The organism is Roseisolibacter sp. H3M3-2 (assembly GCF_029211165.1).
In the GTDB taxonomy this organism is placed as follows: Bacteria; Gemmatimonadota; Gemmatimonadetes; order Gemmatimonadales; family Gemmatimonadaceae; genus Roseisolibacter.
Genome location: NZ_JARGEK010000666.1, coordinates 1 through 1142, shown reverse-complemented (window position 1 = coordinate 1142; position 1142 = coordinate 1). Strand labels below are relative to the sequence as shown.

At 78.5% G+C, this 1142-nt stretch carries 1 protein-coding gene; it reads left to right on the top strand.

Translation table 11 applies throughout. The annotated features are described in order from the left end of the window. Positions 1–1142 (top strand): hypothetical protein (locus PYV61_RS25585; protein WP_275836712.1); only part of this gene is annotated, 1142 nt, incomplete at both ends.

Below are 1142 nucleotides of genomic sequence, written 5' to 3'. Positions count from 1 at the left end.
TTGAGACCACGATTTGTCTTCCTAAGACCGCTTGGCCTCCGACTTGGCGCGCGAACGCGCTCACCGGCGCCGACGTGCTGGCGCGGCTGCGCGCGCCGGCCGCCGGCGCGTACGGCGTGCGCGCGGAGCGCGTGGGGGCGATGCCGTGGGTGTCGCTCCCCCCGCGGCCGCTCGACCCGGCGTCGCGCGACACGGTGCGCCACGAGGCCACGCTGCGCACGCGCGCGTCGCGCCTCACCGAGGTGGTCGTGCAGTCGAAGCGCACGTGCGAGACGCTGGACGCCGCCGACGCCGCGGCGGCGAGCGTGTGGCAGGCGGCGCAGGCGGCGCTCGCCGCGACCGCGCTCACCGAGGCCGAGCGCCGGGTGCGCGTGCGCGCGCGCACCTTCGAGCGCGACCTGTCGTCCGACGGGCGCGTGCGCACCGAGGAGACGCTCAGCGACCGCGTGATCACCGGGCGGCCGTTCGAGACGCTGGCGTCGGCGGACCTGGCGGCGCGCGGCTACGTGCGCGCGAACGCGGGGGGGACGATGTACTACGCCCCCGACGCGCGCGTGCTGCTGTCCGAGGAGTTCGCGGGGACGCACTGCGTGCGCGCGGTGCGCGGGCGCGGCGCCGAGTCGGGGATGGTGGGGCTGGCGTTCGAGCCGGTGCCGGGGCGCGCGGTCCCCGACATCTCGGGGACGCTGTGGCTCGACGGCGAGTCGTCGGCGCTGCGGCGCGTCGCCTTCACGTACGTGAACGTCCCCTCGCCGGAGCCCGCGTACGAGGTGCCCGAGGGGGTCGCGCGCGGCGAGGTGGAGTTCGCGCCGGGGCGCGAGGGGGCGTGGATCGTGAGCCGGTGGACGCTGCGCATGCCGAAGCTGGCGCGCCAGCCGGCCGGGACGCGCCCGCTGCGCACCGAGGTGGGGCTGGCCACGAAGGAGCGCTACACGATCGCCGGCTTCACCGAGTCGGCGGGCGACGCGGCGCCGGCCACGGGGCCCGAGGCCGCGCCCACCGTGGGCGCGCTCGCGGTGGTGGCGTTCGACAGCCTGGCGGGGGCGCCGCTGGCCGGCGCGACGCTGGAGCTGGCGGGCGCCGCGCCCGCGGTCACCGACGGCGCCGGGCCGACCACGATCGCGCTGCGGCCGCGCGGCGGG